This is a genomic window from Polynucleobacter sp. 31A-FELB, from assembly GCF_018882405.1.
Taxonomy (GTDB): Bacteria; Pseudomonadota; Gammaproteobacteria; order Burkholderiales; family Burkholderiaceae; genus Polynucleobacter.
Window position 1 is genome coordinate 46699 of record NZ_JACVOO010000008.1, and the last position, 23891, is coordinate 70589.

Annotated in this window: 20 protein-coding genes; 12 read left to right on the plus strand and 8 right to left on the minus strand. The window is 48.0% G+C overall.

Annotated elements, in window-relative coordinates; all coding sequences use genetic code 11:
• Window positions 1–34: 34 nt before the first annotated feature.
• From ICN30_RS06630 to fabI, 6 genes are read right to left on the minus strand one after another with little or no spacing between them, the layout of a single operon-like run.
• On the minus strand, window positions 35–1027 hold the full coding sequence (locus ICN30_RS06630) for a tripartite tricarboxylate transporter substrate binding protein (RefSeq protein ID WP_216274254.1): 993 nt from the start codon (window positions 1025–1027) through the stop codon (window positions 35–37).
• A gap of 59 nt (window positions 1028–1086) precedes the next feature.
• Window positions 1087–1932: a CoA ester lyase gene (locus ICN30_RS06635; RefSeq protein ID WP_216274255.1), complete on the minus strand. Its 846-nt coding sequence runs from the start codon at window positions 1930–1932 to the stop codon at window positions 1087–1089.
• 51 nt (window positions 1933–1983) lie between these two features.
• Entirely contained in the window at window positions 1984–3354 is a 1371-nt protein-coding gene (locus ICN30_RS06640) for an MmgE/PrpD family protein (protein WP_216274258.1), read from the minus strand.
• Between the two features lie 13 nt (window positions 3355–3367).
• Complete coding sequence (locus ICN30_RS06645; RefSeq protein WP_216274259.1) at window positions 3368–4252, minus strand: MaoC family dehydratase N-terminal domain-containing protein; 885 nt, start codon at window positions 4250–4252, stop codon at window positions 3368–3370.
• A 31-nt stretch (window positions 4253–4283) separates the two neighbouring features.
• On the minus strand, window positions 4284–5582 hold the full coding sequence (gene chrA / locus ICN30_RS06650; protein WP_216274302.1) for a chromate efflux transporter: 1299 nt from the start codon (window positions 5580–5582) through the stop codon (window positions 4284–4286).
• A 23-nt stretch (window positions 5583–5605) separates the two neighbouring features.
• On the minus strand, window positions 5606–6391 hold the full coding sequence (fabI, locus tag ICN30_RS06655) for an enoyl-ACP reductase FabI (protein WP_216274261.1): 786 nt from the start codon (window positions 6389–6391) through the stop codon (window positions 5606–5608).
• A gap of 50 nt (window positions 6392–6441) precedes the next feature.
• Between fabI and ICN30_RS06660 the strand changes: the two genes are divergently transcribed.
• From ICN30_RS06660 to ICN30_RS06680, 5 genes are all read left to right on the plus strand, one after another.
• Window positions 6442–8313 (plus strand): extracellular solute-binding protein, encoded by a 1872-nt coding sequence (locus tag ICN30_RS06660; RefSeq protein ID WP_216274264.1) that lies wholly within the window; start codon window positions 6442–6444, stop codon window positions 8311–8313.
• Window positions 8314–8324: 11 nt separating this feature from the next.
• Complete coding sequence (locus ICN30_RS06665) at window positions 8325–9389, plus strand: microcin C ABC transporter permease YejB (protein WP_216229239.1); 1065 nt, start codon at window positions 8325–8327, stop codon at window positions 9387–9389.
• Window positions 9386–10411, plus strand: a complete 1026-nt coding sequence (locus ICN30_RS06670; protein WP_216274265.1) for an ABC transporter permease — start codon at window positions 9386–9388, stop codon at window positions 10409–10411. Before ICN30_RS06665 ends, ICN30_RS06670 begins: the two co-directional genes overlap by 4 nt.
• Window positions 10408–12087: an ABC transporter ATP-binding protein gene (locus ICN30_RS06675; protein WP_216274267.1), complete on the plus strand. Its 1680-nt coding sequence runs from the start codon at window positions 10408–10410 to the stop codon at window positions 12085–12087. The genes ICN30_RS06670 and ICN30_RS06675 overlap by 4 nt, the downstream gene beginning before the upstream one ends.
• 138 nt (window positions 12088–12225) lie before the next feature.
• Complete coding sequence (locus ICN30_RS06680) at window positions 12226–12909, plus strand: C40 family peptidase (protein WP_216274303.1); 684 nt, start codon at window positions 12226–12228, stop codon at window positions 12907–12909.
• A gap of 1 nt (window position 12910) precedes the next feature.
• On the opposite strand, the gene ICN30_RS06685 is transcribed toward ICN30_RS06680, so the two are convergent.
• A complete protein-coding gene (locus ICN30_RS06685) occupies window positions 12911–13867 on the minus strand; it encodes a hypothetical protein (protein WP_255533147.1) in 957 nt (318 codons plus the stop codon).
• A 58-nt stretch (window positions 13868–13925) separates the two neighbouring features.
• A complete protein-coding gene (locus tag ICN30_RS06690) occupies window positions 13926–14840 on the minus strand; it encodes a patatin-like phospholipase family protein (protein WP_216274269.1) in 915 nt (304 codons plus the stop codon).
• 202 nt (window positions 14841–15042) lie between these two features.
• Here ICN30_RS06690 and scpB point away from each other — a divergent pair, with 202 nt between their 5' ends.
• From scpB to truB, 7 genes are all read left to right on the plus strand, one after another.
• Window positions 15043–15831 (plus strand): SMC-Scp complex subunit ScpB, encoded by a 789-nt coding sequence (scpB, locus tag ICN30_RS06695; RefSeq protein ID WP_216274271.1) that lies wholly within the window; start codon window positions 15043–15045, stop codon window positions 15829–15831.
• Between the two features lie 6 nt (window positions 15832–15837).
• On the plus strand, window positions 15838–17589 hold the full coding sequence (rluB, locus tag ICN30_RS06700; RefSeq protein WP_216274274.1) for a 23S rRNA pseudouridine(2605) synthase RluB: 1752 nt from the start codon (window positions 15838–15840) through the stop codon (window positions 17587–17589).
• Window positions 17590–17762: 173 nt separating this feature from the next.
• Window positions 17763–18254 (plus strand): ribosome maturation factor RimP, encoded by a 492-nt coding sequence (rimP, locus tag ICN30_RS06705; RefSeq protein ID WP_215303141.1) that lies wholly within the window; start codon window positions 17763–17765, stop codon window positions 18252–18254.
• Window positions 18251–19732 (plus strand): transcription termination factor NusA, encoded by a 1482-nt coding sequence (nusA, locus tag ICN30_RS06710; protein ID WP_216135813.1) that lies wholly within the window; start codon window positions 18251–18253, stop codon window positions 19730–19732. Before rimP ends, nusA begins: the two co-directional genes overlap by 4 nt.
• Before the next feature lie 13 nt (window positions 19733–19745).
• Complete coding sequence (infB, locus tag ICN30_RS06715; RefSeq protein WP_216274276.1) at window positions 19746–22538, plus strand: translation initiation factor IF-2; 2793 nt, start codon at window positions 19746–19748, stop codon at window positions 22536–22538.
• Between the two features lie 14 nt (window positions 22539–22552).
• The gene (rbfA, locus tag ICN30_RS06720; RefSeq protein ID WP_015420788.1) at window positions 22553–22921 is read left to right on the plus strand and encodes a 30S ribosome-binding factor RbfA; all 369 of its coding nucleotides are present in this window, start codon (window positions 22553–22555) and stop codon (window positions 22919–22921) included.
• A 6-nt stretch (window positions 22922–22927) separates the two neighbouring features.
• Window positions 22928–23839, plus strand: coding sequence for a tRNA pseudouridine(55) synthase TruB (gene truB / locus ICN30_RS06725; RefSeq protein ID WP_216274278.1), 912 nt, complete (start codon window positions 22928–22930; stop codon window positions 23837–23839).
• Window positions 23840–23891 lie beyond the last annotated feature (52 nt).

Below are 23891 nucleotides of genomic sequence, written 5' to 3' on the forward strand. Positions count from 1 at the left end.
ATCGCTGGCTTTTTTGTTTAATGCTATTCCGGAATTAATCTGGAATATTTGCTTTACGAATGACTGGACCCCAGACGTTGATTTCTTTCTCAAGGTGATCCTTGAGACCCTTGGAGGATACTTTCTCCATTGGCACGATATCGATGTTGGCATCGTTCAAACGTTTTTGAACGTCAGGAGAATTCAATGCTTTCTTCAGAGCAGCATTGATTTTGTCCTGGATTGGCTGTGGAACGCCTTTTGGAACATACACACCATGCCAAACTTTCACCTCAAAGCCTTTGAGGCCTTGTTCGTTCAAGGTTGGTACGTTTGGAATTGCTGGCAAACGTTTCATAGTTGTTGTACCGAACGCTTTTACACGGCCATCCTTGATGTAAGGAATAGTTTGTGTAGTTTGGTCGCACAAGAGGTCAACCTGTCCACCCAAGAGGTCGGTCAAAGCAGGGCCGGTACCTTTGTATGGAATGTTGGTCAGTTTGATGCCCATACGGCTTTGGAACAATAGACCGCACAACTGAGATACTGCGCCAGGACCGGCGTTAGCCATTGTTACTTTTGAGCCATTAGCCTTGATATAGGCTTCGAGCTCTTTAAAGTTATTTGCAGGCAAATCTTTTTTACCTAGCAAAACCATTGGCACATCAGCAACTTGGCCGATGTAATCAAAGCTAGTCATTGGGTCATAGGGGAGTTTGTCATACAGCGCATTTGCTGTAGCCATACCCATGTGGTGAATGTACATTGTGTATCCATCGGGAGCTGCGCGAGCTACCTTAGTGGAGGCAATCGTGCCACCAGCACCAGGAACGTTCTCAACCACCACTGTTTGACCTAAAGCTTGACCCATTGGCACTGCAATTAAGCGTGCGATAGAGTCAGTTGGGCCACCAGCAGCAAATGGAACAATTAATTGAATGGATTTTGTAGGCCAATCCTTTTGGGCGGATGCAATATTGCTACCCAATAAAGTGCTGGCGCTAACAACCGCAGCAATACCAGCGAAAAGGGTTTTCTTTAATTTCATTTATGTCTCCGTTAATGTGTAATGCATGCTAATTTTGCCACTTTTAAACACTATCGGCTTTAGGGTTTACCAGCAAGTGCAAGTGTTCTTTGGGCTAATAAAACTACTGGCCGATCAATCATGCGGCCATCTAATTTGACTGCGCCACCTTTGGATGCCTTGTCAGCTTCAATCACGCGATGCGCCCAAGAGATCTCTGCGGCTGTAGGCATAAAGGAATCCTTAACCAAGGAAACCTGTTTTGGATGAATACACAGCTTGCCTCCGAACCCCATTCGTTTAGCGCGCTCTGCATCTTCAGTAATGCGCTCAATATTGTCTGTAGAAGGAGTAACCCCATCAATTGGAGGGGCAATCTGAGCTAAGCGCGAGGCCAACACAATCTGAAAGCGGGCAGTTTGCAATTCAGTTTCTTGTGCATCACACACCATTCCTAAGTCAGCCTGCAAATCAATATTGCCCAATGCCAGACGCAACACCTGTTCAGAGTTTGCGATCTCATTAAGGCGATCAAGGCCGATGGCGGTTTCAATCATCGGAATGATTGCTGTATTTGGCAGGATTTGTGCTGCACCATTAATTTGGTCGAGAGATTCACTTTTCGGAATGAGTAAGCAGGCAGCATCTAATTCTTGGACCAAGATGAGGTCAGCAGCATAAAAGCGACTACCAGGAGAATTTGAGCGAATGATTAGGCGCTTTTTTTGTTCTGCAGTAAATGTAGGCCAAGCAGTACGTATAGCTGCGCGGGCAGATTCTTTGTCTTCCTCGGCTACGGCATCTTCTAAATCGATGATGACGCCATCGGCACCACTATCCAAAGCTTTTATAAAACGTTCTGGGCGCGTGCCCGGAACAAATAAGAAGGTGCTGCTAAAGCCGATGGGTGTATCAAGTGGATTCATATGTGTGGCTTTGTTAAGTGTGAAACAAAAAAGAAAATATGCAATTGAGAATTACGAGACCAATCTTCCAATCTTGGACTGCTTACGAATATTCCACAAGCGTTCAATGGCAACACTCATCTCGCTTGGCGTTGCACCACCGCTAAATGCGGCAAGGCGCATGGCTTTATCCGTAATTTCAGCGCGACTGAGGGTATTACCAGGGTCGCCCTTAGGCTCATCAATGCGACCTTCTAATACTTCGCCATTATTTAAATAGACTTTGACTTTGCCAATCCAGCGTTGAGGATAGGCACCATCCACTTCTGGATCTAAAGTCATGGTGACGCGATCTCGAAACGCGCAAATTGCTTGATCATGAAAATGTTGATCGAATTCTTGCAGACCGGCAAATTGATAATGGGCAATCAATGCGAGTACCGTCCCCATTGAGAATTTGGATTGATGCACCGTTGCGGGCTCTGTAACTGGGCCAAGTACATCGATTGCACCTTGGTGAACCAGCGTTTCTACTTTAGCGATATCACTGGGTTGGAGTTGGTGCGCTAGCATGACTTGTAATAAAGCATCTGCAGCGGGGTGGGTATGACGACATGAGGCGTGATATTTAAAGCTGGTCTCCGCAATAGTCCAGCGACTACCTAATCGATCAATCAACTTGCTAGGGTCTGCATCGCTCGACATGCCGGCAGCTAAACCTTGCTTTCCTTCTAGGATATGTTCCGCACCAGTAAAACCAGATTGCGCTAAGTATGCAGACATCAAGCCAGTAGAGGCGGCGTGCGCGGTATGTAATTGCTTGGAGTCAGCGGCATCACGTAGAAATTCCCAAAGACCAGCGGATTGCGTTCCCGCAGAACCAAAAGCGTGCAACATTTGGGTAGGATTCAATTTAAGTAAATGACCCACAGCTGCCGCCGCCGCCAAGGTACCCGCAGTACCCGTCGTGTGAAATATCTTGTAATGCGAGCGACCTAGAAATTCACCAACCCGAATACCGACTTCATAACCAGCAACAGCCGCAACCAACAGATCTTCACCTGAGGCGCCAATCGTTTGCGCTGTCGCTAATGCTGCAGGAAATACCACGGTGGCTGGATGAAATACAGAACCATTGTGGACATCATCTTGCTCAGCAACGTGTGATGCTGCTGCATTAGCAAGCGCGGCCAAGAAGGGGCTTGAGTTGGCTCGCTTAATCAGAATTTCTGCAGAGCCAGGATTGGCAGCATTAAAGCCGCCCATGTTTTGCGCAAACTGCGTAATCGTTTCTACTGGACGCGATCCTTTGCCAGCAATTGCTGAGCCAAACCAATCGACTAATAAATCTTCCGTGCGGGCAATCACCTCTTCAGGAATATCGCCAATCTTTAATTCTGAAGCAAATGTAGCTAAGGCCTTGGATGCGTGCGGGGTCGTCATGACTAAATAAGCCCTAAGCTAAAACTGCAGTGGCTTGCATGGTGAGCCAGCCTTCGTGATCTTCCGCCCAAATGGAAATGGTTTTTCCAGAAGGATCTTTCTCTAGATCAGGCTTGGCACTCACCTTAAATACGTTGATATCAAAAGTAGGGCGTATAGCGCGGAACTCAAAACTCTTTAGTCTGCAACCTGGAATACTTTGACGTACCAGGTCTACTAACAGGGTGGCGATTAAGGGGCCATGAACAATTAAGCCGGGGTAGCCTTCTACTTCAGTAACGTATTTGCGATCGTAATGAATACGATGACCGTTAAATGTCAGGGCCGAGTAGCGAAATAGCAAAACATCATCCGGGGTAATTGTTTTGGACCAAGTGGCTCCAGTAGGTGCCGGCGTTGGCGCAACCGGCTTATCGTCTAGACCGGGAGCATCGCGATACACGATGTCATGCTCTTCAATTAAAGCCAAACCATTTTGATTGGAGATCGTATGCTTAACTAGTACAAAAATGAGATCACCAGTGCGACCAGCTTTGTGTGTAACAGATTCAATTCTGGAGACGCGTTCGATCTCATCACCAACTGAGAGAGGCGCTAGCCATTGAACTCGACTACCTGCCCACATTCGACGTGGCAGTGGAACGGGCGGTAAAAATCCGCCACGCTTAGGGTGGCCATCAGGACCGATTTCAGATTGAAGGGCGCACGGCAAGAAGTAAAGCCAATGCCACAACTCTGGAAGAAAGGTTCCATCATTTGGAGCAGGGTCAGGCCGATCAAGTGTTGCTGATAAAGCCCTGACAGATGCTGCGGTGACGATGTCTTGAAGGGTTTCGGTTTTGCCGAGCCATTCTTGGAGATGGGTGATGGTTTGAGGTTCGATTCGCATAAGTTCCATTATGCCAATTCCAGCCTGAAATGCGACGGAGCTAGATCAATAAACTCGCTAGCAAATAACTAAGTAAGCCGGCCAGCGCTGAGCCAGTTAGTACGCTAATCACACCTTTTTGAAACCGAAAGAGCGCTAAACCTGCAAGCGCGGTGATAGCAATTGAGATCCAAGAGATTGAGCCACCAAGACCATGGGGAAAAAAGACGTGATAAGCAAAGAAGAGGCCCAGGTTAGCGATAACGCCAACTACTGCGGCAGAGATTGCGGTTAGGGGCGCAGTAAAGCTGATCTTGCCATGAGTGGATTCAATCAGTGGGCCACCAACGAGCACTAGGAAAAATGAAGGCAGAAAAGTAAACCAGGTTGCCACACAGGCCCCAATCACCCCAAACCAAAATGGATTGCTGTAGCCGATCAAATGCTGAATGTGGCCAGCCAGGTAGCCAACAAAAGCCACCACCATGATGAGCGGTCCCGGAGTGGTTTCACCAAGGGCCAAGCCATCCATCATTTGGCCGGCGCTAAGCCAATGGAATTGATCCACAGCACCCTGGTAGACGTAGGGCAGAACAGCATAAGCACCGCCAAAGGTCAGGAAGGCGGCTTTAGTAAAGAACCAGGCAATTTGTGGATAGAGTGTTTTCCAGCCAAACGCAAGTGTTAAGGCAAAAAACGGAATCAACCAGAGTGCTGTAACGGTTGAAATCTGCAATACCAATTTCCTCTTAGAGAATTTGGCATGCTCTGGAGTTGGGGTGTGATCATCGATCAGTGCAGCAGCATGAGTTCCACTCGCATTACTGTGAGAAGTAACTTGCTGGAAATATTCTGGGTAACGTTTGCCACCCCAAATACCTATTAAGGCGGCAACGATGACAATAATCGGGAAAGCAAGGTTAAAAATAAAGATCGCCAGAAAGGATCCGAGCGCAATCCAACGTAGTGCTTGATTGTGAATCGTGCGCTTACCAATACGGACTGCAGCGTGGAGGACGATGGCAGTAACTGCAGGTTTAATGCCAAAGAAAATCGCGGCAATCCAAGGCACTTGGCCAAAGGTGAGGTAGACCCAAGATAGGCCAATCAAAATAAAGAGAGATGGGAGAACAAAGAGGGTGCCTGCTAAGACGCCACCCCAGGTGCGGTGCATGAGCCAGCCAATATAAGTCACCAACTGTTGGGCTTCAGGACCGGGCAAAAGCATGCAATAGTTCAGTGCATGTAAAAAGCGCCGCTCGGAAATCCAGCGACGCTTCTCAACAAGCTCTTGGTGGAGGACTGCGATTTGTCCTGCAGGTCCACCAAAGCTAATAAAGCCTAGCTTGGCCCAAAACATCAGGGCCTCGCGCAGTGGAACGCTCAAACTTCTTCCATTCCACCAACAACTTGGCTAAAGCCGTTATCTACATAAATGATTTCAGCGGTGATACCGTTTGCCAAATCAGATAATAAGAATGCAGCTGTATTGCCAACATCATCAATAGTCACATTGCGACGCATTGGTGCAGTTTGCTCAACGGCCTCCAAAATCTTGCCAAAGCCTTTAATACCGGCAGCAGCCAAGGTTTTGATTGGGCCAGCAGAGATGCCGTTAGCACGAATACCTTTAGGTCCGACTGAGCCGGCGATATAACGTACCGAGGCTTCTAGTGAGGCTTTAGCAAGACCCATAGTGTTGTAGTTAGGGACATTCTTCATTGAACCCAAGTAAGTGAGGGTCAGCAATGAAGACTTATCGCGCAACATTGGGAGAGCTTCTTTTGCCATTGCTGGGAAGCTATATGCAGAAATGTCATGAGCGATTTTGAAGCCTTCACGAGAAAGGCCTTCTAAAAAGTCGCCAGCAATCGCTTCGCGCGGTGCAAAGCCAATTGCGTGAACAAAGCCATCAAACTGAGGCCAAGTTTTTGCCAAATCCTTAAACAGGGCAGAAATCTGCTCATCGCTGCCAACATCGCAGTCAAAAATCAAGTCGGTATTGAATTCTTTGGCGAAATCGACAATGCGGTCTTTGAAGCGCTCACCAACGTAGGTAAAGGCCAGTTCAGCCCCTTCGCGGTGACATGCCTTGGCTATGCCATAGGCAATCGAGCGGTTAGAAAGAAGGCCGGTAATCAGAATTTTTTTGCCAGCGAGAAAGCCCATATCGTGTCCTTTGCTTCAAATGTGGTTTGCTATCTACAATTGTTGCATATATGCCCATGCTCCCCGCCATCCGCCAAATCCCTGCTTTCCTGCTCTTAGCCTTTCTGGCTGGGCTGGCAGTCAATTCGGCCCAGGGTGCCCAGGGGGTTGCTCAGTACGGCAAACCCAAATACGCCGATGGATTTAGCCATTTTGACTATGTGAATCCCAATGCTCCTAGGGGTGGCACGCTCATATTGCCTAATCCTGATCGGCGGACAAGCTTTGATAAGTTCAATCCATTCACGCTACGCGGTGTGGCTGCCCCTGGCGTAGCCCAGTTGATGTTTGAATCTTTGGCGGTGGGTAGTGCGGATGAGGTCTCTAGCGCCTATGGTCTGATTGCGGAAGATATCCAAGTGGCATCCGACAAGATGTCGGTCGTGTTTCGGATTCGTCCTGAGGCGAAGTTTTCAGATGGCAGTGCGATCTTGGCTGGCGATGTAAAGCATAGCTTTGACACTTTAATGAGTTCACTCGCTAATCCGCAATTCAAAACGGTGTATGCCGACGTGAAGCAGGCGGTGGTCCTCTCTGATCGCGTAATCCGTTTTGATTTTAAGAATCGCAATCCTGAGTTGCCAGTCATGGTGGGTACTCTGCCGGTATTCTCTCGCAACTGGGGTAAGAAACCTGATGGCACGATCACGCCGTTTGATAAGTTGACCTTTGAGTTGCCAATAGCAAGTGGCCCTTATGTGATCGAGTCTTACAAAGCCGGCAAGACCATGATCTTTAAGCGCAACCCAAATTACTGGGCTGATCAAGGTGGTAAGACACTCAATGTCCGAGTCGGTTTTTATAACTTCGATCGCGTGAACTACAAGCTCTATAGTGATGATGCCGTTCGCCTAGAAGCCTTTAAGGCTGGGGAGTTTGATGCTCTAGTGGAATACCGCGCAAAGAATTGGGCAAAGAGCTATGTTGGACCAAGATTTAATGACGGTACTTTAGAAAAGAAAGCCTTTCTCAATCACAACGGCGCAGGCATGCAAGGTTTTGCAATGAATATGCGTAGGCCGATTTTTCAAGATCCACGTGTTCGTCAAGCTTTGGGCTATGCGCTCGACTTTGAGTGGTTGAACCGTCAACTCTTCTTTGAGCAATACAGTCGTATTAATAGTTACTTTACGAACAGCGATCTCAGCGCCAATTTTGATGGCCCTCGTAAACCCACCGAAGCGGAATTGAAATTACTCAAGCCTCTCAAAGCGCAATACCCTAAGTGGGTGCCTGATGCAGTCTTTGGTCCGATGCCTGCGGCTCCTTCAACTGCCTCACCCGATAGCTTGCGTCAGAATTTGCGCAAGGCGCGTGACTTATTGGCTCAGGCTGGATGGCAATATCGTGACGGTGCTTTGCGCAATATGCAGGGCGAGCCTTTCCGTTTTGAGATGGTCGAGGACGGCCCATTTTTCTTGAGGGTGATTTCATCCTATGTACGCAATTTAGAGAAGCTGGGTATTCAGGTAGATATTCGGACAAGTGACTTTGCGTTGCATCAGAAGCGCATGGATGAATACGACTTCGACATGACGACTATTCGTTTCCCTGATTCACAAAGTCCTGGCAATGAGTTGTGGGATCGGTTTGGTAGTCAAGCTGCTAAAGAAAAAGGATCTGACAATGTGATCGGGATTCAGTCTCCCGTGGTCGATGCCTTGGTGGATGCGGTTGTCAAAGCCCAGACACGTGAAGAGTTGCGTGCAGCCACTAGAGCTTTAGATCGTGTTCTTTGGAATAGTTATTACGTGATTCCGCAGTGGTACAACCCGACACACCGAATCGCGTATCGTAAAGAGATGCGCTATCCAGAACCTCCTTTGTATTACACCGCTGAATCTTGGATTCTGCTCAATTGGTGGAAAGAGGGGGCGCGCTAATGCAGGGGCAAATGTGGTCTTACATTTTCAAGCGTGTGCTCTTGATGATTCCTACTTTGCTGGGTGTACTAACGCTCACGTTTGCTGTGGTGCAATTTGTGCCTGGCGGTCCAGTCGAGCAGTTGATGCTCGAGCTCAAAGGTAAGGGCGATGCCGCAGTGAGTGGGGCAGAGTCTTCTGGCGGCGGCAGTAACTATCGTGGCCGTCAAGGTGTAGATGCTGAGCGTTTGGCTGAGGTCAAGGCTTTATATGGTTTTGATAAGCCGCCAGTAGAGCGTTATTTCATGATGCTGAAGCGTTTTGCGCAATTTGATTTGGGCGAGAGTTACTACCAACATCAAAGTGTTTGGCAATTGGTGGTTTCTAAATTACCAGTATCTATCAGCATTGGTTTATGGACCTTCTTCTTAACCTACTTAGTATCGATACCCTTGGGTATTGCTAAAGCGGTTAGAGACGGCTCTCGTTTTGATGCCATCACTAGCACGATGATTCTGGTGGGTTATGCCATTCCAGGATTTGTATTGGGTGTTCTGTTGCTGGTTATCTTTGGCGGTGGTAGTTTCTTGCAAATTTTTCCACTACGCGGACTAACTTCAGATAACTGGAGTGAGTTGAGCATGATGGGCAAGGTGATGGATTATTTATGGCATTTAGTTTTACCAATCACCGCTTCAGTCTTAGGAAGTTTTGCGGTCATCACCATGTTGACGAAGAATTCCTTTTTAGAAGAGATTCGCAAACAGTATGTATTAACTGCGAGAGCTAAAGGTCTAACCGAGAAACAAGTGCTCTGGAAGCATGTGTTCCGCAATGCGCTCCTGCCTTTGGTAACTGGTTTCCCGGCAGCGTTCATTGGGGCCTTCTTTACTGGTTCGCTGCTGATCGAAACCCTGTTTTCTTTAGATGGCTTGGGTTTGCTGTCTTATGAGTCCGTGATGCGACGTGACTACCCAGTAGTTTTTGGAACGCTCTATCTGTTCACACTGATTGGCTTGTTTACTAAATTGATCTCCGATCTTTGTTATGTCTATATTGATCCACGCATTCAGTTTGGTGCAGGAGGTGGATCATGAGTCGCTGGCATCGTTTTAAAAACAGCCGCTTGGGTTATGCCAGCCTCTGGATTTTTATGATTCTGTTTGGTCTATCGATGTGCGCCGAGCTCATTGCGAATGACAAGCCCTTGATCGTGCGCTATCAAGGTAAGTTTTATTTTCCGATTGTGAAATCTCAACCTGAAAAAGTATTTGGTGGTGATTTTGCAACTCCAACTGATTTCTTGGATCCAGATATTCGTCACAATATTACGAGCAATGGTAACTGGGCGATTTACCCGCCTATTCCTTATAGCTATGAGACGCTGAACTACTTTTCAAAAGTACCCAATCCTGCACCGCCATCATTTGATAACTGGTTAGGCACAGATGATCGTGGGCGCGATGTCCTGTCCCGTTTGATTTATGGATTTCGCCTGTCGATCTTGTTTGGCTTGGCGCTCACTATTGTGGGGGTTAGCGTAGGCATCATCACCGGCTCTTTAATGGGTTTCTTTGGCGGTAAGTTTGATCTGGTTTCTCAGCGCTTGATTGAGATTTGGTCGGCGATGCCGGAGTTATATCTACTCATCATTTTTGCCTCTATCTTTAACCCAAGCATTTGGCTCCTGATTATTTTGTTAGCTGCTTTTGGATGGATGGGTTTGTCCGACTATGTGCGTGCAGAGTTTTTCCGCAATCGCGCTTTAGAGTACGTTCGTGCTGCTAGGGCATTGGGCCTAACGAATTTGCAAATCATGCGCCGTCATATCTTGCCGAATAGCTTGACCCCAGTAATTACCTTCCTTCCTTTCAGAATGAGTGCAGCCATTTTGTCGCTCACGAGTTTGGATTTCTTGGGTTTGGGTGTTCCGCCGGGCACGCCGAGCCTTGGCGAGTTACTCTCTCAAGGTAAGAGTAATTTAGATGCGTGGTGGATTTCACTATCGACTTTTGTGGTCTTGGTTGCCACCTTGCTCTTGCTCACCTTTATGGGTGAGGCCTTGCGCGATGCGTTTGATTCTCGTAAGTCGGGCGCGATGAATGGAGGGCGCTCATGAGCGAAGTGAATAACTCTAGCAAGCCGGCAGCCCCTTTACTTCGTTATGAAGATTTCTCAATCTCTTTTGGTTCGGGCCGGCGTGAGAAATTTGCCGTTAGTCACCTTGATCTTGAGATTGGCGTGGGAGAGCGTGTTGCTTTGGTGGGGGAGTCTGGCTCAGGCAAGACGCTGACTGCCTTGGCGCCATTACGCCTTGAGTCTGAGGGTGCAAAAACATCTGGTCGAATTCTGTGGAGTAGCAAGAATGCGCACGCCGGCAATTCACCAGTCAATTTACTAGATTTGCCAATACAAGATATTCGTGAGATTCGCGGCCGTGAGATTGCAATGGTCTTCCAAGAGCCCATGACTGCGCTCAATCCCTTGTTTACCATTGGCAATCAAATTGTTGAAGCAGTACAGATATATCAGCCTTTAATCTCCAAGGCTGATTGCATGTCTGCAGCAATTGATCTTCTCAAGAAGACGGGCATCCCAGAGCCAGAGAAGCGCTTCCATTCTTATCCCCACCAATTGTCCGGTGGACAGCGTCAACGCGCCATGATTGCAATGGCGTTGGCGTGCAAACCCAGGTTGTTGATTGCGGATGAACCAACTACTGCTTTAGACGTTAGTCTGCGTTTGCAAATTTTGGATTTACTTAAAGAGCTGCAGGAAGAGTCCAAGGATCATGGTGGCATGGCGATTCTGTTGATTACCCATGATCTCAATTTGGTAAAACATTTTGCACAAAGGGTTGCTGTATTAAACCAAGGCAATCTGATGGAGGTCGGGCCAACAAAGCAAGTATTCGAGCATCCAGATAATCCTTATACAAAAGCTTTGGTAAATAGCGCGCCTGTACGTGATCTAGCTCCAGTAATGCCACTCGCACCAGTGTTATTAAAGACGGACAACTTATCTGTTTCTTATCCAGGCGCTGAATCTACTTCTTGGTTTAAAAAGTCTCCACGTCATCAAGTCTTGCGTAAGGTTGGTTTTGAGCTTAAGCAAGGGCAAACCATTGGTGTTATTGGGGAGTCTGGCTCCGGCAAGACAACTTTAGGTATGGCGGTCTTAGGTTTATTGGGTGACTCTGCCGCAGAAATTACTGGTGATGTGGACGTGCTTGGTAATGATTGGCAAAAGTTAAAGCCAGTAGAGCGCCGAGCTATGCGATCTAGTTTGCAGGTTATTTTTCAGGATCCATTTGGCTCTCTCTCGCCGCGTATGAATGTGATGCAAATTGTTTCGGAGGGTTTGGATGTGCACTTTCCCAATTTATCTGCAGCGGAGCGTGAGACTCGCGTATTGGATATTTTGCGAGAAGTTGGAATTGATCGCTCGGCTCTGACGCGATATCCCCATGAATTTTCTGGTGGCCAAAGGCAACGCATTGCGATTGCGCGCGCTTTGATTCTCAAGCCGCAGATCTTAGTCTTGGATGAACCTACCTCAGCCTTGGATGTGTCGATTCAGAAACAAGTGCTCGCCTTGCTGACTGAGTTGCAGAAAAAATATAACTTGGCTTACCTGATGATTAGTCATGATTTGGCAGTGATTCGGGCGATGTCCCATGAAGTCATGGTGCTTAAGGCGGGCAGGGTGGTGGAGTTTGGTGATACTGAGACCCTGATTAAGCATCCTCGCCAGATCTATACAAAAGAGCTTTTTGCTGCTGCTGAGTTGACCTAAAGGCCAATCGAAGTAGGTTCAGCAGGGCGCTAAATTGGTGCATTCATGCACCGCAATACGAAATATCCTATTCAAAACAATGAGTTAGCCCTTGGGCTAGCACTTGGTGAAATAGACCTTCTTTGTTAGAATGAAATGATGTCCTTTCAAAAAGACCTTCTATCTCGCTTAGTAAAGCAAATGCCATTGGCTTTGCTGACTGCATTGATGCTTGCCGCCAATCCGGTAATGGCGGTGGACGCTACTCCTGACGCTGCAAAGGATGCTTCAGTTGAGGTGGCTAAAGAAACGCCTAAAGAAAGCATGTTCCAGGCGGGCAAGTCTTACTTTGCTCGCGTATCAGATCGCCTGGCGGATTCGGTTACTGGCAAATCGGATGAATTGATTAACCGCGCTATGGAAGTGATTGGTGTGCGTTATCGCTGGGATGCGGAGTTGCCCCAATCTGGTTTAGACGGCAGTAGTTTTGTTGGCTATGTCTTCAAAGACAAATTAGGTTTTTTATTGCCGCGCAAGTCCACTCAAATGAGTCGTGTCGGCAAAGCTATTACTCGCGAAGAATTGCAGCCTGGTGACTTAGTGTTCTTCAACACCATGCGCTTAACCTTCTCTCATGTCGGCATTTATGTTGGCGACAATAAATTTATTCACTCCCCATCTAAAGGTACTAGCGTACGCGTTGATGATCTTGGTAGTCTCTACTGGGATAAACGTTTCGATGGTGCTCGCCGATTAGATGGCAGCGACAACTTGGGTGATGCAGAGCGTCAAGAGTTGTTAAACGAAGTGAATAAGCTCAAGCGAAAATCTCGCAACCTCTAATCTAGAAGCTTGCTGCTAGACCAATAGAAGTGCCTCGGACGTTCTGTCCAAACTGATACCGAAAAACTAATCTCACCCTACTAAACATGGGGTCTGAAGCGCTACGATCAATCTCTACTCCAGTACCCACGGAGGAAAGCGAGTCAAATCCAAGGGCGCCACGGAGCTGACCTAAAAACTCAGTATGCGCCACCTCAAAGACGGCTCGCAAAGGTCTCTCTAATACCGTTAGAGGGGTAGGGTATCTGGCACGAGCCCACAATCCTAAGCTCTGAGAGTCTGCAGAGCCTTGAACCGCAGCAGAGCTGTCAAAAGTATTGATGGCGATATTGGTGTAGCGCAATTCGGCGTCGTATTCACGTTCAGGTTTGTAGTCCTCATAGTCCAGCATCAATGAACCACCAGCACCATACGCATTCATGCGCCCTTTGTTGAGAAACTGTAAATCTGCCCCAGTATTGTTTTGAATATAGCGACCCGCAATGGAGAGATCGCTCTCGACATGACCGAGCATGAAATTGGCAATTGGACGAATGCGTAAGTTATCAGTCAGCGGAAAGTCCCAGCCAATCCCGCCTGTGCCTGTAATGCCATTCCAATGAACGGGCACTGTGACACTGGTGCTGCCAATGCCATCGGTAAACGTCGGGTTATAGCGATTAACAGCAATTGTGCCTTCAAGGTAGAGCGGGAAGTTGGCGCTAATGCGATCGCCTCCCCCAAGAGAAATCATTTGTAAATTTTGATTGTCTCCACCTTTGTCAGTGATAGATAGCGAACCAGTAGTGACGTCTGGGGTAAGTGAATAACCCGTGATGGTCATGAAGGCGTCGGTACGCTTTTTAAGGTAGTTATTTGCCCCCGCAGAGAATTGGCCACTTTGCGCATAAATTTGCTGTGCTTGCATTGTTATTGCCAATGCAACTAAGACTTTAAAGAGGGTGGGAATGGTTTTCATAAACACGTTGCACCGAATCCTAAATCAATCACCCTCACTTGGGAAGTTAGCCCTAGGGCTAGGATCGCAGTTTTTCTTTCAGGGCAGCCATCTGTTCTTGGGCGGCCACTTCCCCAGCTAGGATTGCCGCATTTCTGGATTTGAAATCACCACTACTCATTTGTTTGAGGTGAGGTGTGATCACAATATCCGCACCCTTGAGTTCAAACTGATTAATACTTCGCTGCATGATCGATATGGTCTGCTGCAGGACGCCAAAGGTTCCGCTAGCATCTTGATGAACTGGCTCCGAAGAGATGTTGACTGCAATTACTAGGGTTGCACCCATCTGCCTTGCATAGCTTGCTGGAACTGGTGCAACTAAGCCGCCATCGACATATTCTTTGCCGCTAATGACGGCTGGCTGAAATACGCCGGGGACACTGCAGGAGGCGCGCACTGCCAAACCAGTGCTGCCCGAGCGGAACAGAACACCTTTACCCGATTGCAATTCAGTTGCCACAATTCCCAGGGGAATGCGCATTTGCTCGATCGATTTATTTTGCACTTCACGATTGACCATGTTTTGCAGGGCATCCCCTTTGATGAGGCCACCAAATCTTCCTGCAAAAGGAAGTCCCCAGTCGGCAATAGTGGCTTCATCGAGATTTAAGGCAAGTCGGTTCAGGTCATTGCCGGTAGCGCCAGATGCAAGTAATGCGGCGATAACACTACCAGCACTGCTACCCACCACGATATCGGGTCGAATACCTTGAGCCTCAAGTGCTTTGATGACACCTACGTGGGCAAAGCCTCTGGCTGCTCCTGCCCCCAAGGCTAGGCCAATAATGGGCTTGCGACTACTCATCAGGCTGCACCCAGTTAGGTTTGAACCTCCAATTAGGGCTCCCAAACCAAGACCTAAGCCCAGAAAGCGGCGTCTTGAGTCTGTCTCAGGGGATAAATCTAGGAATGGGGCTGTTTTTTCGTGCATGTGGCTATTGTATTGAGCCTCCCTTATAATGGCTAAACGGTGGGCGAAAAAGACTTCGTTTCAGCATGGGTAGCTCTCCCAAGTGGATTTTCGGAGATGAATTGCCCGTAGTAGCTAAATAGCGCCACCAAAACACCACCAACCCATTACTGAAATACATTTTTATAGCCTCATCAGGTCATAGCCTGATAGCCAGAATTTTATGGATGATCACAATAAACGCGTAATTGAAACAGCCCTCTTGTGCGCGCAAGAACCACTAACCGTTGCTGATCTGACGCGCTTATTTGCCGAAGACATTGCCGCTGGCGAAATTGATGATGCTCTATTAGAGCTTCAAAAAGCCTGGGAAGACAAAGGCATGGAGTTGGTGCACATTGCAACTGGCTGGCGTTTCCAAAGCCGTTTAGCGATGCGCGAGTATCTCGATCGTTTGACTCCAGAAAAGCCGCCAAAGTATTCTCGTGCAGTGATGGAAACCTTGGCGATTATTGCTTACCGTCAACCAGTGACTCGCGGTGAAATCGAAGAGATTCGCGGTGTTGCAGTCAGTAGTAATGTAATGAAGCAGTTGGAGGATCGCGGTTGGGTTGAGGTCATTGGCCATAAAGAGACTATTGGTCGCCCTGGTCTGTACGCCACTACCAAGCAATTTTTAGATGACTTGAGTCTCACGAATTTACAAAGCTTGCCGATGTTGGAAGATGCTGCGCCGATGGCTGCGGCAGAGCAATTAGGTCAAGCGGTAATGGAGTTTGATCCAAGCGCGACGGTTGAAACAGTTATTGAGTTGGACGAAAACGACCAGCCAATTATTCAGCCGACGAACGAAGAATTAACAAGTGAAGAACTAACAAGCGAAGAATCCATCGGCGAAGAAGTTGTTGCCGAGATTGCTGATGATGTAATCAGCGAAGAGACAAGTGAAGAAGTGGAAGAGGTAGAAGAAGTTTCCCCAGAGTCTGAAGACAAACCAGACGAACAAAAATAATTATTAATGACAAGTCATAACGAAAACGATTCATCTCCGATTAAACCTAAATCGGATAATTCCCCCAGCTCTGAGTCTGCATCTAATCCTGCAGAGGGTAATAGGGGTGAGGGGCGCGAAGGCGGCCAGCGTCGCCCACGCCGCCAGGGCGCGGGTGCTAGCAAGCATCCTTTCAATAAGAAACGCCCATTCAATAAAGACCGGCCTCGTCGCGAGGGCGGTGAGTCTGGTGGTCAGCGCGAAGGTGGCAATAATGCATCCGCTAAGCTCGCACCAAATCCAGCTGAGAGCGAAGCTTTATTTGCTTCAGTAGTTTCTGGTGAGTTCGATGCGGCATTAGATGCGCCTGAAGTCCTTGAAGTTAAAAATCCTGACGGTCTAAATGAGAGTGAGATTTCTCATCAGACCGGTGCAGAGCGCCGTGCACAACGTGTGCGTCATGACGAAGATGCTGATACACCGACTGATGATGAGATGAGTAGTTTGCAATTTGCAAACATCGATGATTTACCGCTCAGCTTGCGTGATGAAGTTTGGTCAGACCTAGATGGTTTAGATGACGACGCTGACGACGAAGATACTGTGAAGTTGCATAAGGTATTGGCTGATGTCGGCATGGGTTCACGTCGCGATATGGAAGACTTGATTATTCAAGGGCGCGTATCCGTGAATGGCCTACCGGCTCACATTGGTCAACGTATTGGGCCGACTGATCAGGTGCGCATTAACGGCAAGCCAGTTCATCGCAAGATTCAGACTAAGCCACCGCGCGTGATCATGTATCACAAGCCTGCTGGAGAGATCGTGAGTCAATCTGATCCTGAAGGTCGTCCAACTGTATTTGATCGTTTGCCAAAGCCGCGTCAAGGACGTTGGATTGCGGTAGGGCGTTTGGACTTTAATACTGAAGGTCTTTTGTTGTTCACCACTTCTGGTGAGTTGGCTAATCGCTTGATGCATCCGCGTTACGGTGTTGAGCGTGAGTACGCTGTCCGTATTCTGGGCGATTTGAGTCAAGAAAATATGACTCAATTAAAGAGCGGCATTACTTTGGATGACGGCCGAGCGAAATTCTTACGTCTTTCTATGGGTGGTGGGGAAGGTGCAAACCGTTGGTACCACGTTGCTTTGACTGAGGGTCGTAACCGTGAGGTGCGCCGTATGTTTGAAGCGGTCGGGCATGTCGTCTCTCGCTTGATTCGTACGCGTTACGGCATTTTCTTATTGCCTCCACGTTTGAGACGCGGTAAATGGGAGGAGATTGAAGCCGGCGGTATCTATAACCTGATGAAGTTTGCGGGCTTAAAAATGCCTCAGCCACAAGATAAGGGCCGCAATCCGAATGCACAAGGTCGCGATAGCCGTTCTCCTGCTAGCGAGGACTTTCAGCCTGACCCAATGCAAACCTCAGTTTCTTATTGGGGTTCGCGGGACGCTTTAACCCAGGCCAGTGGCCATGGTGCCCTAACCCATCAAAATAGGGGTGGTAAACCTGGTGGCGGTGGTTCGGGTGAAGGTCGAGGTCCTTTCCGGGGTCGTACTCAGGGCGGTCGTCCAGGCGCAGGTGGCCAGGGTGGCGGTCAGGGTGGCCAAGGTCAAAACCGCAATAAAGGTAAGAAAGTCCATCATGGACAGTCAGCTTTTGTGACGGCAAGCCCTCAAAGCCCAGGAAATGGCCCTAAACGGGGGGCACCAAAAGGGCGAAAACCCTTTAATAAAGGCCCTAGAAAACCAAGAAATCCAAGCGAAAGCTTCTGATTTCTATCGGTTTTCCTCTAAATCGGCTATAATTTTGGTCTTACAGTAGTTCGCTGCTGTTTTGAGTTGTTACCGACTGATGTTGCGATCAACGTAAGTCGGCCTGTTCTGAATTTCGAGAATATGGGCTTCAAAGCCCATTTTTTTTTGCCGTTTTGGATTGAAGGGTGTTCGTGAAAGATCAGCGGATTATTTCTGCAGAGGTAGAAAACCTAGGGTACACGCTAGTCGATATCGAGCGTGAAGCCGGAGGTTTGCTGCGCGTCACGATTGAAAACCCCGATTACGAGCGCTTGATTAATGTCCAGGATTGCGAAAAGGTAAGTCACCAGCTGAGCTACACCCTGCCGGTGGAAAACATTCCCTTTGAGCGTCTAGAGATTTCTTCTCCTGGTTTAGATCGCCCTGTGAAGTCAGCGGCTGATTACGAGCGCTTCTCTGGAATGGAAGTGGATTTGAAGTTGCGTGTTGCCGTTGGCGATCGCAAGAAGTTTCGTGGTGTGTTGCAAGGTTTGCTGAGCGGTGAGTTGGACTCGCCTGATGCGAAATTTGGTTTGTTGTTTGAAGGTGCTGATGGCACTGAATCTCAATTGGAGTTTTCTTTAGCCGAGGTCGATAAGACTCGGTTGGTCCCTGTTATTGATTTCAAAGGAAGAAAGTCATGAGCCGAGAAGTTCTCATGTTGGCAGACGCCTTAGCGCGTGAAAAGAACGTAGATCAAGCCATTGTGTTTGAGGCGCTAGAAATGGCGTTGGCATCAGCCACTAAGAAACGTTATCCGACAGAAGATGTGGATATTCGTGTATCGATTGATCGCGAGTCTGGTGAATACGAAACCTTCCGTCGCTGGTTGGTTGTTCCTGATGAAGCAGGTCTCCAAGAGCCGGATAAAGAAATCCTTCATTTTGAAGCACTCGAGCAATTTCCTGACATGGAAGTTGGCGAATTCATTGAAGAGCAAATCGAATCTTTAGCCTTTGGCCGTATCGGTGCACAAGCTGCCAAGCAAGTGATCTTGCAGCGTATTCGTGATGCTGAGCGTGAGCAGATTTTGAACGACTACCTTGAGCGTGGCGAAAAAGTCATGACCGGTACCGTCAAGCGTGCTGACAAGAACGGTTTGATTATTGAATCTGGCCGTGTCGAAGCATTGTTGCGCCGCGATCAAATGATTCCAAAAGAGAACCTCCGCTCTGGTGATCGTGTACGCGCTTACATTTTGAAAGTGGATCGTGAAGCACGTGGCCCACAGATCGAACTCTCACGTACTTGCCCTGATTTCTTGATCAAGTTGTTTGAGAACGAAGTTCCAGAGATGGAGCAAGGTTTATTAGAGATTAAAGGTGCAGCTCGTGACCCTGGTATCCGCGCAAAAATTGCCGTGATTACTTATGACAAGCGTATCGACCCAATCGGTACTTGCGTTGGCGTTCGTGGCACACGCGTTACTGCAGTTCGTAACGAAGTGGCTGGCGAAGCAGTGGACATCGTGTTGTGGTCTGAAGATCCAGCGCAGTTTGTGATTGGCGCTTTGGCTCCAGCTCAAGTGTCTTCTATCGTGGTTGATGAAGAGCGTCATGCCATGGATGTGGTGGTTGACGAAGAGAACTTGGCAATCGCGATTGGCCGTAGCGGACAGAACGTTCGTTTAGCTAGCGAGTTGACTGGTTGGCAAATCAACATCATGACTCCAGAAGAGTCCGCTGAGAAAACTGAAAAAGAAGCTGCTTCTGTACGTCAATTGTTCATGGACAAATTGGACGTTGACCAAGAAGTTGCTGACATCTTGATTGAAGAAGGCTTCAACACATTAGAAGAGGTTGCTTATGTACCCCTCTCTGAAATGTTAGAAATCGATTCTTTCGACGAAGACACAGTAAATGAATTGCGTACTCGTGCGCGTGACTCCCTCTTGACCATGGAATTGGCTAAAGAAGAGCGCGTTGGCGAAGTCTCACAAGATTTACGTTCCCTCGAGGGAATGACTACTGAGTTGATTGCCAAGCTTGCTGACAATCAAGTTCACACACGTGACGACTTAGCTGAACTGGCTGTTGATGAGCTAGTTGAGGCGACACAAATTGACGAAGAAACCGCGAAAACGCTCATCATGAAAGCGCGCGAACATTGGTTTACTTCATGAGAGGAAGTAGTACATGGCAACAACAGTAAAAGTACTCGCTAAAGAATTAAAACGTACCGCGCCTGACCTTCTGGAGCAATTGAAGGCGGCCGGTATTGAAAAAGGTTCTGAGGACGACAGCATTACCGAAAAGGACAAGACTGTCCTGCTTGAGCATTTGCAAAAAGAGCATGGCAGTGCGGATACAGGTAGTCGTAAAAAGATCACCTTAATCAAGCGCGAAAACTCCGAGATTCGTCAGGCAGACTCTGCTGGACGTACTCGCACCGTTCAGGTTGAAGTTCGTAAAAAGCGCGTGCTAGTTAAAGCAGGAGATAAAGCTCCTGAAGAGACCCCAGCTCCAGCTGCTAAAGAAGTTGCCCCTGCAGCGCCTGCTAAACCAATTCTTTCTGCTGAAGAGTTAGAAAAACGCGCAGCTGAAGCGACTCGTCAAGCTGAGTTACTAGCTCGTCAAGAAGCGGAAATGAAAGCGGCAGAAGATGCTCGCCAAAAAGAAGCTGATGCTGTAGCTGCTGCAAGCGTAGTTGAGCCAGTTGTTGAGAAGGCGGCTAAGTCTGATGACGATGCTTCTGCTGCTAAAGCGGCTGCTGAAAAAGCTGCCGACAAAAAAGCGCAAGCGGATAAAGCTGCTAAGGATATTGCTGACGCTAATAAAGCGCAGTTGGCTGATATTACAAAACGTCGTGCCGCTGCTGAAGCTGAAGCTTTAGCGATTCGCGACATGATGAGTGCGCCTGCACGTGTTCTCAAAGCACCAAGTGAAATTGCTGCTGAAGAGGCGAAAAAAGGCACCCTTCATAAGCCTGCTAAGGCTGAAGGTGCGGATGATAAGAAAAAAGCAGTTGCTAAGGTTGGTGGTAAGACGATTAAGTCTGCAGAGACTTCATCTACTTGGCAAGAAGAGGGCGCCAAGAAGCCTGGTGGCCTCAAGACTCGCGGCGACAGCTCTGGTGGTGTGGGCGGTTGGCGTTCAGGTGGTGGCAGAAGAAAGCAACGTCAAATTGCAGAAGCCAACGTCGATACCAACTTCCAAGTTCCAACAGAACCAGTTGTACGTGATGTTCATGTTCCTGAAACCATTACTGTTGCTGAGTTAGCTCATGCAATGGCCGTGAAGAGTGCAGAAGTGATTAAGCTCTTGATGGGCATGGGTCAAATGGTAACGATCAACCAGATCTTGGATCAAGATACTGCCATGATCATCGTAGAAGAAATGGGCCATACTGCCCATGCTGCTAAGTTGGATGATCCAGATTTAGATCTCGGTATTACTGGTCACGATGCAGAATTATTGCCACGTCCACCAGTTGTAACGGTGATGGGTCACGTTGACCACGGTAAAACATCTTTGCTCGATAAGATTCGTGCGGCTAAGGTTGCTACTGGCGAAGCCGGTGGTATTACTCAGCACATCGGCGCTTATCACGTTGAAACTCCACGCGGCATGATTACCTTCCTTGATACTCCGGGTCACGAGGCCTTTACGGCAATGCGTGCTCGTGGTGCTAAGGCAACGGATATCGTGATCTTGGTTGTTGCAGCTGATGACGGCGTGATGCCACAAACCAAAGAAGCGATTGCTCACGCAGTAGCTGGTGGCGTTCCAATTGTTGTAGCGATTAATAAGATTGATAAACCAGAAGCAAACTTAGAGCGCGTTAAAACTGAGTTGGTTGCTGAGCAAGTGGTTCCAGAGGAGTACGGTGGCGATGTGCCATTCATTGGCGTTTCCGCTAAAACAGGTGACGGCATTGATGCCTTGCTTGAGAACGTACTCTTGCAAGCAGAAATTTTGGAACTCAAGGCAGCGAAAGATGCTCCTGCGCAAGGTCTCGTTATTGAGGCGCGTTTGGATAAAGGTCGCGGTCCTGTTGCCACTATTTTGGTTCAGTCTGGCACGCTCAAGCGTGGTGATATGTTGTTGGCGGGCTCAACTTACGGTCGCGTTCGTGCGATGTTGGATGAAAACGGCAAGCCGTGTAACGAAGCCGGCCCATCTATCCCTGTAGAGATCCAAGGTTTATCGGAAGTTCCTGCAGCGGGTGAGGCAGTGCAAGTAGTTCCTGACGAGCGTAAAGCACGTGAGATCGCACTCTTCCGTCAAGGTAAGTTCCGTGATGTGAAGTTGGCTAAACAGCAAGCATTCAAACTCGAAACCATGATGGAAAACATGGAAGAGGGTGCTATTGAGGCGAAGTTGTTGCCATTGATCATCAAGGCAGACGTACAAGGTTCTCAAGAAGCGCTGTCACAGTCATTGCAAAAATTATCTACTGCAGAAGTGAAGGTTCAAATCGTTCACGCAGCGGTGGGTGGCATTACTGAGACTGACGTTAACTTAGCAGTTGCTTCTAAGGCGGTCATTATTGGCTTTAACTCTCGTGCGGATGGTGCAGCACGTAAGTTAGCCGAGAACAATGGTGTAGATATTCGTTATCACAACATTATTTATGACGCGGTTGATGAAGTGAAGGCAGCTCTAAGCGGCATGTTGACACCAGATAAGAAAGAAGAAATCACCGGTATGGTGGAGATTCGTCAAGTCTTCTTGGTATCTAAAGTTGGCGCGATTGCGGGTTGCTTGGTGCTTGACGGTGTTGTTAAGCGCACCTCTAGTGTCCGCCTCTTGCGTGACAACGTCGTAATTTGGACTGGCGAATTGGATTCTCTCAAGCGCTTTAAAGATGACGCAAAAGAAGTTCGCGCCGGTGTTGAGTGTGGTCTGTCATTAAAAGGCTATAACGACATCAAAGAGGGTGATCAACTTGAAGCCTTTGAAGTTACTGAAGTCGCTAGAACACTTTAAGAGCTATTGAGTTAATGCATAAAACTAGTCCTCATCGTAACCAGCGTCTCGCCGATCAAATTCAGCGAGACCTGGCCGAGCTAATCCCTCGTGAATTGCGTAGCCCAAGCTTAGGTTTGATTACTTTGCAAAGTATTGAACTCACGCCAGATTTGGCGCATGCAAAAGTTTTCTTTACCGTCTTAGGCGCTGAGCCTGAAGTGGCATTGAAAGCTCTGCAGGACAAAGCAGGCTACTTACATTCCTTATTGTTTAAGCGTTTGCACATTCATACTGTGCCAACCCTGCATTTCCACTACGACAGTTCTGTAGAGCACGGCATTGAAATGTCTCGCTTAATTGATCAAGCGGTGGATAGTGATCGCAAAGACGAGAACGCGTAAATAGCTATGTCTGTACGTATCGATGGCGTTGTCTTGCTTGATAAACCTGCTGGCATGAGCTCGCAAGGCGCAGTCACTGCTGTGAAGCGTGCCTTCAATGCAGAAAAGGCAGGGCACACTGGCACCTTAGATCCAATGGCTACTGGCTTACTCCCAATTTGTTTGGGTGAAGCAACTAAGTACTCTCAAGATTTATTGGAGGCTGATAAAACCTATATCGCTCAAGTGAAATTTGGTCAGCGTACTGATACCGGTGATGCTGAAGGTTTAGTCATCGAAGAGCTCCCATTACCTGCATTTGCTGATGAAGCCACTATCAAAGCTGCCTTAGATGCCTTATTACCGGCCTTTACCGGTCCGATTAGCCAAGTTCCGCCAATGTATTCCGCTCTCAAGCGTGATGGCAAGCCTTTATATGAGTACGCTCGTGCTGGTGTTGAATTAGAGCGCGCTCCAAGGGATATCACGATTCATGCAATTCGTTGGACTAATGTCAATTGGCCAGAAGCCACTTTAGAAGTGAGTTGCAGCAAAGGTACTTATATTCGCGTATTGGCAGAAGATATTGGTAAGGCATTAGGTTGTGGTGCCCATTTAGTTGGTCTGCGCCGTACTGAAGTAGGTCATCTCACTTTAGAGCAGTCATTCACCATTGAATCCATTCAAAAAGGCTTGCAAGATAGTTCAAGTTACATCCTGCCAGTCGACGCACTCTTGCAGACATTGCCACACTTAACTGTGGACGAGCAACAAGCAAAACGTTTGGAGATGGGCCAACGAGTCCCTCTCAATCTTCCTTCGATAGAAGCGCTGGTGCGTATCTATCGTGCAACCGCTGCTCCACATAACTTTATTGGTACTGGAGATTGGCGCTCTGGGGTATTACATCCTAAGCGTTTGATTTCTTCAGCACATTAAATACATTCAACCCCTTTATTTATTAACCTTATTCTTAACTTCAGAAGCTTCA